Here is a 7,813-nt window from a genome sequence, read left to right as displayed (position 1 = left end):
GACCTTGTCGGTCGACACCTCCAGCAACGGCTCGTCGGCCTCGACGCGCTCGCCCTCGGCCTTCAGCCACCGGGTGACAGTGCCCTCGGTGACGCTCTCACCGAGCGCCGGAAGGGTTACGGAAACCGCCATGGTTTCGGTTGCTCCTTACGAAATTGCGGAAGTCTGTGTCGTCGTCCGTCGACCGAGGGTCAGTCGTGGGCGTGCAGCGGCTTGCCGGCCAGGGCCAGGTGGGCCTCGCCGAGCGCCTCGCTCTGCGTCGGGTGGGCGTGGATGAGCTGCGCGACCTCGGAGGGCAGCGCCTCCCAGTTGTAGATCAGCTGGGCTTCGCCGACCTGCTCGCCCATGCGGTCGCCGACCATGTGGACGCCTACCACGGCACCGTCCTTGACCTGGACGAGCTTGATCTCGCCCGCGGTCTTGAGGATCTTGCTCTTGCCGTTGCCCGCGAGGCTGTACTTCAGAGCGACGACCTTGTCCGCACCGTAGATCTCCTTGGCCTTGGCCTCGGTGATGCCCACGGAGGCGACCTCGGGGTGGCAGTACGTCACCCGGGGCACGCCGTCGTAGTCGATCGGCACGGCCTTCAGACCGGCCAGACGCTCCGCCACCAGGATGCCCTCGGCGAAGCCGACGTGCGCGAGCTGGAGCGTCGGGACCAGGTCACCGACGGCCGAGACGGTCGGCACGTTCGTCCGCATGTACTCGTCGACCAGGACGTAGCCGCGGTCCATCGCGACTCCCTGCTCCTCGTAGCCGAGGCCTGCCGACACCGGGCCGCGGCCCACGGCGACGAGCAGCACCTCGGCCTCGAACTCCTTGCCGTCGGCAAGGGTGACCTTGACACCGTTCGCGGTGTACTCGGCCTTCGAGAAGAAGGTGCCCAGGTTGAACTTGATGCCGCGCTTGCGGAACGCGCGCTCAAGAAGCTTGGAGGAGTTCTCGTCCTCGAGGGGAGCCAGGTGCTTCAGGCCCTCGATGATCGTGACGTCCGTGCCGAAGGACTTCCACGCGGACGCGAACTCGACGCCGATGACACCGCCGCCGAGAACGATCGCCGACTCGGGCACCCGGTCCAGGACGAGGGCGTGGTCCGAGGAGATGATCCGGTTGCCGTCGATCTCCAGGCCCGGCAGCGACTTCGGCACGGAGCCGGTCGCCAGCAGGACGTGGCGGCCCTGGATCCGCTGCCCGTTCACGTCGACGGAGGTGGGGGAGGAGAGCCGCCCCTCACCCTCGATGTAGGTGACCTTCCGAGAGGCGACAAGCCCCTGGAGTCCCTTGTACAGGCCGGCGATGACGTCGTCCTTGTACTTGTGGACCGCGGGGACGTCGATGCCCTCGAAGGTGGCCTTGACGCCGAACTGCTCGCTCTCGCGGGCCTGGTCGGCGATCTCGCCCGCGTGCAGCAGGGCCTTGGTGGGGATGCATCCCCGGTGCAGGCAGGTGCCGCCGACCTTGTCCTTCTCGATCAGGGCGACGTCAAGCCCCAGCTGGGCCCCGCGCAGCGCCGCGGCGTAACCGCCACTGCCACCGCCGAGGATCACTAGGTCGAAAACGGTGCTGGCGTCGTTCGCCACGTCACGTCCTCCATGCATTGCGCCGTACGCCGGTCGTCAGTGACCGGGCGGCGGCTGGTGTCCGGCCGCTCTTTCTTCGGCCCTGTGGTGGGGGCCCTATCCTGCCGAGCCCATCTTCGCACTTGTCGGACGCGGACGAGACGCCGGGCCGGTGTGAGAGACGCCCCACACTTGTTGGAGAGCAGTGAGGAGACCGGCCTAAGGGGCGCGGGGAACTGCGCGACAAGCCACAGCGGACCCGCACTCGCCGTACGACGCACATGACCGAGTCGGTAGGCGCAACGGGACCCCGGACTACCCGCCCACGGGGTCCCGCCGCTCAAAGCCCCTTAGAACACCCTCAGCCGAGATCGCCGGCAGCGGTCAGCTCGGCCAGCCGCACCAACGTACGGACCGCGGTCCCGGTCCCACCCTTGGGCGTGTACCCGAAGGGACCCCCCTCGTTGAACGCGGGCCCCGCGATGTCCAGGTGCGCCCAGGTGATCCCCTCACCCACGAACTCCCGCAGGAACAGCCCCGCGACCAGCCCGCCGCCGTACCGCTCGCCCATGTTCGCGATGTCGGCCGTGGGGGACTCCATCCCCTTCTTCAGGTGGTCCGGCAGCGGCATCGGCCACGCCGGCTCCCCGACCTCCTCGGCGGCCTCGTACACCGCGGAACGGAACGCGTCGTCGTTCGCCATGATCCCGTACGTCCGGTTGCCCAGCGCCAGCATCATCGCGCCGGTCAGCGTCGCCACGTCGACGATCGCGTCCGGCTTCTCCGCCGAGGCGGCCCACAGGGCGTCGGCGAGGACGAGGCGGCCCTCGGCGTCGGTGTTGAGGACCTCGACGGTCTTGCCGCTGTACATGCGCAGCACGTCACCGGGGCGGGTGGCGGAGCCGGACGGCATGTTCTCGGCGAGCGCCAGCCAGCCGGTGACGTTGACCTGGAGGCCGAGCCGCGCGGCGGCGACGACCGCGGCGAAGACCGCCGCCGCACCGCTCATGTCGCACTTCATCGTCTCGTTGTGCCCGGCGGGCTTGAGCGAGATGCCGCCCGAGTCGTAGGTGATGCCCTTGCCGACGAAGGCGAGGTGCTTGCTCGCCGCTTCGTGCGTGTACGTCAGCTTCACCAGCCGGGGCCCGGCGGCGGAGCCGATGCCGACGCCGAGGATGCCGCCGTAGCCGCCCTCCTCCAGTGCCTCCTCGTCGAGCACCCGCACCTTGATGCCGTGCTCCTCGGCCGCGGCCTGCGCGACGGCGGCGAAGGCCTCGGGGTTGAGGTCGTTCGGCGGGGTGTTGATCAGGTCGCGGGCGCGGTTGAGCTCCTCGGAGACGGCGGTGGCGCGCGCGACGGCCGCCTTGAACGCGGCGTCCCGGGGCTTGCCGCCGAGCAGGGTGATCTCGGCGAGCGGCGCCTTGCCGTTCTTCGCGTCCCTGCCGTTCCGGCCGATCTCCTTGTACGCGTCGAAGGAGTACGCGCCGAGCAGCGCGCCCTCGCCGATCGCGCCGGCGTCGGCGGCGTCCTCGATCGGCAGGGCGAAGGCGGCCTTCTTGGCACCGGCGAGGGTGCGGGCGGCCACACCGGCGGCCCGGCGCAGCGACTCGGCGCCGAAGGTCTCGTCCTTCTCGGGCAGTGCGCCGAGGCCCACGGCCACGACGACGGGTGCCTTGAAGCCGGCCGGGGCGGGCAGCTTGGTCACCTCGCCCTCGGCACCGGAGGCGCCGAGGGTCCCCAGGACGTCGGCGAGCTTGCCGTCGTACGCCTTGTCCACGGCCTCGGCGCCCGGTGCGACGACCGGGCCCTTGCCGCTCTTGGCGACACCGACGACGATCGCGTCGGCCCGAAGGCCGGGCGCCGCAGCGGTGCTGAGAGTGAGAGCAGTCACGGTGGTGATTTCTCGCTTCCGTCTGAAAAGTCCGTCTGAAGAGACTCTGTGGCCGAGTGGAATGGGTCGACCAGGCCCGACAAGCGACCCTAAATCCGGCCCTGGGGGGCGGTCGGCGCCGGGGGTGGTACACCCGGCACGAGACTACGCTCGGCGGCCGGTTTCGCTCATTCCTGCGAGCGTTCACCTGAGTCGCTGGGTCGCCGAGTCTCCAAGTGGCTCTCAGCGCAACGACAGCACGACCAGTGCGGCCGTCGCGGACGTTTCCGCGAGGGCGCCGAAGACATCGCCGGTGACCCCGCCGAAACGGCGTGTGCAGCGCAGCAGGAGGCGTTCGGCGGCGGCGCAGCCCGCGATGACCGCGAAGGCGGTACGGACGATGTCGAACGCTCCGAAGAACGCGCCCAGGCCGGCCGCCGCGATCGTCACCAGGATGGCCACCAGCAGCGCGGAGCGCACCGGTACCGTTCCCGCCACCGCCGCTCCCAGCCCCTCGGGCCGGGCGGGCGGCACGCCGTCACGGGCGGCCAGGGTGAGGGCCAGCCGGGCGGCGGTCGCCGAGACGACGGCGGCGAGGGCGCCCCGGCCCCAGGAGTCGCCGTACGCCTGAGCGAGCGCGGCAACCTGGGCCAGCAGCACGAACACGAGGGCGAGCACACCGAACGGGCCGATGTCCGACTGCTTCATCACGCGCAGCGCGTCCTCGGCGGGCTTGCCGCTGCCCAGTCCGTCGGCGGTGTCCGCGAGACCGTCGAGATGCAGACCCCGGGTGAGGACGGCGGGCACGGCCGCCGAGGCGACGGCGGCGAGCAGCGCACCGGAGCCCAGGAACAGCAGGACCAGCCCGACCCCGGCGGCACACGCGCCGACGACCAGGCCCACCACCGGCGCCCACAGCATGCCGCCGCGTGCCGCGTCCCGGTCCCAGCGGGTCACCCGCACCGGCAGCACGGTCAGCGTGCCGAAGGCGAACCGGAGCCCGGTGAGGGGGGTGAGAGGGTCGGACTGCGTGGGCTGAGGCGGAGGCGTGGACACCGGCGCAGAGTACCCGGCGGGGTGGGAACTGCCCAGGTCGGCGGCGTACAAGCAGCCGTTAAGGGTCTATACCTGGATAAAGTGCGCTCATGGGTCATTGGCTGAATCGGAACATCGTCGAACCGGGCAAGCTGCCGCTGCTCCTGGCGCTCGCCGCCTTCGTGCTGACGTTCCTCATCACCCGGGTCGTCACCCGGATGATCCGCGCGGGCAAGGGACCGTTCGGGAACGTCAAGGCGGGCGGGATGCACATCCATCACGTCGTGCCCGGGGTCGTACTGACCGTCGTCGGCGGATTCGGGGCCGTGACCAGCGGGCAGCACGGGTTCGGCGCGGGTCTGTGCGCGGTGCTGTTCGGGATGGGCGCGGGTCTGGTGCTCGACGAGTTCGCGCTGATCCCTGCACTTGGACGACGTCTACTGGAGCGAGGCCGGCCGGCAGAGGTCGAGGTGGTGGTGCTGACGGCGGCACTGGTCGGCCTGGTCCTCATGGGATTCCTGCCGTTCGGCGTGAACGACCTGAGCGACGAGGACGTCCAGAACCGGGGCGAGGCCATGGCCAGCGTCGGCGTCAACTTCCTCTTCGCCCTCCTCGCCCTGAGCAAGGGCAAGGCCCGCACGGCGATCTTCGGCGTGATCGTCCCCTTCGTCGCGATCCTCGGCGCGCTCCGTCTGGCGCGCCCCGGCTCCTTCTGGGCGAAGCGCTTCTACGGCCGCCGCCCCCGCGCCCGCGCCCGCTCGACCCTGCGCGCCTACCGCCACGACCGACGCTGGGCCGGCCCCCGGCGCCGTATCCAGGACCTGATCGGCGGCAGACCCGACCCCGAACCGGCCCGCGCTCCCGCCGTACGCCGGTGACGCAGCGCCGAGACCCCGCACAGGACGAGTACGGCCACGATGGCCGCCAGATGCTCCTTGCCTGCGAGGTTGTCCTTCAGGACCACCTCCACCACCATCGCGACGATCACCGCACCGGCGGTCACATACGCCCGGTAGCGCCACCCCAGGAAGACGGCGAGGCCCACCACGGCCGCCGACGGACCCGTGTCCACGACGTGCGCGTCCGTGCCGGGCAGCCCCAGGAAGCCCGCCGGGCCCACGGCGATGCCCACGCGCGCGTAGAGCGTGCCGGCGAGGGTGGCGACGTACGCGATGGTGAGGGTGCGCCACCAGCCGAGGCAGATCTCGGCGAGGCCGAAGACGATCAGGATCTGCGCGAGGGCGCCCCAGACCGGCAGGTCGGGGGCGGGCACGAACGGGGAGAGCGGGGTGCGCAGCAGGGCGAGCCAGAGGGGGTCCTCGGCGCGGACGGCACCTACGTCCTGGACGAATCGGTAGCCCCACGACTGGTTCTGCTGGTTCTGCGTGAACTGGACGAGCGCGGTCAGACACACGACGCCGAGCGTCATGGGCAGCGCCCGCCACCGCCGACGGAGCAGGGGCCCGCTCACGGCGACGTACAGCCGCCCCCATTCGGTGCGGGCCCAGCGGACGACCGGACTCATGTCCCGGCCCTCATCCGTGCGTGTCCATCCACGTGCTCATCTCTTCGACTCCAGGTGCCTGCGGTGCACCCACTTCGGCAGTCCCGGCGCCTCCAGGAAGCCCTCCGCGCGCGCCGCGGCGATGCCGATGCGCGGCAGGTCCGCGCTCTTCTCGAAGAGCAGGAACCGGGGCTCCCAGATGGGCCGGTACTTCGCGTTGGCGCGGTACAGCGACTCGATCTGCCACCAGCGGGAGAAGAAGCTGAGCAGCGAGCGCCACAGCCTCAGTACCGGCCCCGCGCCGATGCGCCCGCCACGTTCGAAGACGGAACGGAACATCGCGAAGTTGAGTGAGACCTGAGTGATCCCGATCTCCTGCGCCCGCTGGAGAAGCTCGATCACCATGAACTCCATCAGCCCGTTGTCGGAGTCGCGGTCGCGCCGCATGAGGTCGAGCGACAGCCCGCGAGGCCCCCAGGGCACGAAGGAGAGCAGCGCTCTCAGCTCCCCCTTGCCGTCGGTGCATTCGAGCATCACGCACTGCCCGTCCGCCGGGTCGCCGAGCCGCCCCAGGGCCATGCTGAACCCGCGCTCGGTGGCGCCGTCCCGCCAGTCGTCGGCGCGCTGGAGGAGGTACGTCATCTCGGCGGCCGGGATGTGGGCGTGGCGCCGGATGCGCACGGTGTAGCCGGCCCGCTTGACCCGGTTGTAGGCCTGCCGGACGGTGCGCATGGCCCGTCCGTCCAGGGTGAACTCGGCGGTCTCCACGAGAGCCTCGTCGCCGAGTTCGAGGGCGTCCAGGCCGTGCCGCGCGTACACCGTGCCGGCCTCCTCGCCGGCCCCCATCACCGCCGGGATCCAGCCGTGGGCGCGGGCCTCGGCGAGCCACGGTTCGATGGCGCCGGGCCAGGCCTCCGGGTCGCCGATCGGATCACCGGCGGCCAGGGAGACCCCGCCCAGGGCGCGATAGGTGACGGCGGCCTTGCCGGTGGGGGACCAGATGACGCTCTTCTCGCGGCGCAGGGCGAAGTAGCCGAGGGAGTCGCGGTCGCCCTGCCGGTCGAGGAGGGCGCGCAGCCGGGCCTCGTCGTCCTCGGTGAGCGGGTCGACGGCGCGACGGGAGCGGAAGGCGGCGTAGAAGACGGCGAGGATCAGCACCGTACTGATGACGTTGATGACGACGTCGACCCAGTTGGGCGTGGAGATCCCGGCGAAGCCCGAGTCGTCGGCGGCGACGGAGATCAGCCGCATCGTGCCGTAGCCCCAGCGCTCCATGAACGTCGAACTGTGGGTGTCGTGCGCCTCGTTGGCGACGGTGACGAGGAGCGCAGCGAGGAGGGAGCAGACGAGCAGGCCGCCGACCGCGACGGCGGCGGCGAGCCGCGGGTTGGACCGGTCGCCCTTGGCGTAGAACTCCCGCCGCCCCACGACGAGCGCGGCGACGAAGGCGGCGGTGAGGACGAGCGAGATCCAGTTCTGCGCGTGCTCCCGGATCTCCTCGAAGAACATGGCGAGCCCGAACAGCAGCAGGAACAGCGTGCTGATCACGATGTTCAGGATCCAGGCGGCTCGTTTGCGCCGCCGCATGGTGATCGCGAGGAACATCGTGAAGACACCGGAGGCGAAGCCGGCGGTCAGCAGGTACGGCGTGAAGAAGTTCTCCTCGTTGTGCCGCCGTACGTCGTTCCCGAAGGAGACCCACACCGCGCTGAGCAGGTTGACGAAGGTGACGACCCGCAGATACCAGACGGCGAACGCGGCGGCCCGCCGCGAGGCGGTGGTACTGGGACGTCGCTGAACGGTCGGCGTGAGCCGGGCATCTCCCATGGAGAGTGATCATATGGG

Annotated in this window: 6 protein-coding genes and 1 pseudogene; 1 reads left to right on the top strand and 6 read right to left on the bottom strand. The window is 70.8% G+C overall.

From position 1 onward, the window contains the following. The 4 genes from STRTUCAR8_RS49130 to STRTUCAR8_RS01770 all read right to left on the bottom strand — a co-directional run. Window positions 1-132: biotin/lipoyl-containing protein (locus STRTUCAR8_RS49130; RefSeq protein WP_006373660.1), on the bottom strand; the 132-nt coding region annotated here is incomplete at its 3' end. Window positions 133-191: 59 nt separating this feature from the next. Continuing rightward, entirely contained in the window at window positions 192-1,580 is a 1,389-nt protein-coding gene (lpdA, locus tag STRTUCAR8_RS01780) for a dihydrolipoyl dehydrogenase (protein ID WP_006373662.1), read from the bottom strand. Between the two features lie 340 nt (window positions 1,581-1,920). Further along, window positions 1,921-3,450, bottom strand: a complete 1,530-nt coding sequence (locus STRTUCAR8_RS01775) for a leucyl aminopeptidase (protein WP_006373658.1) — start codon at window positions 3,448-3,450, stop codon at window positions 1,921-1,923. A 222-nt stretch (window positions 3,451-3,672) separates the two neighbouring features. After that, a complete protein-coding gene (locus STRTUCAR8_RS01770) occupies window positions 3,673-4,485 on the bottom strand; it encodes an adenosylcobinamide-GDP ribazoletransferase (protein ID WP_006373663.1) in 813 nt (270 codons plus the stop codon). A gap of 89 nt (window positions 4,486-4,574) precedes the next feature. On the opposite strand from STRTUCAR8_RS01770, the pseudogene STRTUCAR8_RS01765 reads away from it, so the two are divergent. After that, window positions 4,575-5,342: pseudogene (locus STRTUCAR8_RS01765) on the top strand (hypothetical protein). Here the strand turns inward: STRTUCAR8_RS01765 and STRTUCAR8_RS52235 are convergent. Both STRTUCAR8_RS52235 and STRTUCAR8_RS01755 read right to left on the bottom strand, forming a co-directional pair. Then, window positions 5,237-5,989, bottom strand: coding sequence for a hypothetical protein (locus tag STRTUCAR8_RS52235; RefSeq protein WP_044471470.1), 753 nt, complete (start codon window positions 5,987-5,989; stop codon window positions 5,237-5,239). The pseudogene STRTUCAR8_RS01765 and the gene STRTUCAR8_RS52235 overlap by 106 nt on opposite strands. A 36-nt stretch (window positions 5,990-6,025) precedes the next feature. Then, complete coding sequence (locus STRTUCAR8_RS01755) at window positions 6,026-7,795, bottom strand: phosphatidylglycerol lysyltransferase domain-containing protein (RefSeq protein WP_006373661.1); 1,770 nt, start codon at window positions 7,793-7,795, stop codon at window positions 6,026-6,028. Between the last annotated feature and the right edge of the window lie 18 nt (window positions 7,796-7,813).

Origin of the sequence: Streptomyces turgidiscabies Car8, assembly GCF_000331005.1 — a bacterium.
GTDB classification, from domain to species: domain Bacteria; phylum Actinomycetota; class Actinomycetes; order Streptomycetales; family Streptomycetaceae; genus Streptomyces; species Streptomyces turgidiscabies.
This window is presented reverse-complemented; position numbering and strand designations above follow the sequence as displayed.

Excerpts from the sequence above, each read along its gene's own strand:
- STRTUCAR8_RS52235 (WP_044471470.1), bottom strand. The coding sequence starts at position 5,989 with ATGAGTCCGGTCGTCCGCTGGGCCCGCACCGAATGGGGGCGGCTGTAC.
- STRTUCAR8_RS01755 (WP_006373661.1), bottom strand. The coding sequence starts at position 7,795 with ATGGGAGATGCCCGGCTCACGCCGACCGTTCAGCGACGTCCCAGTACC.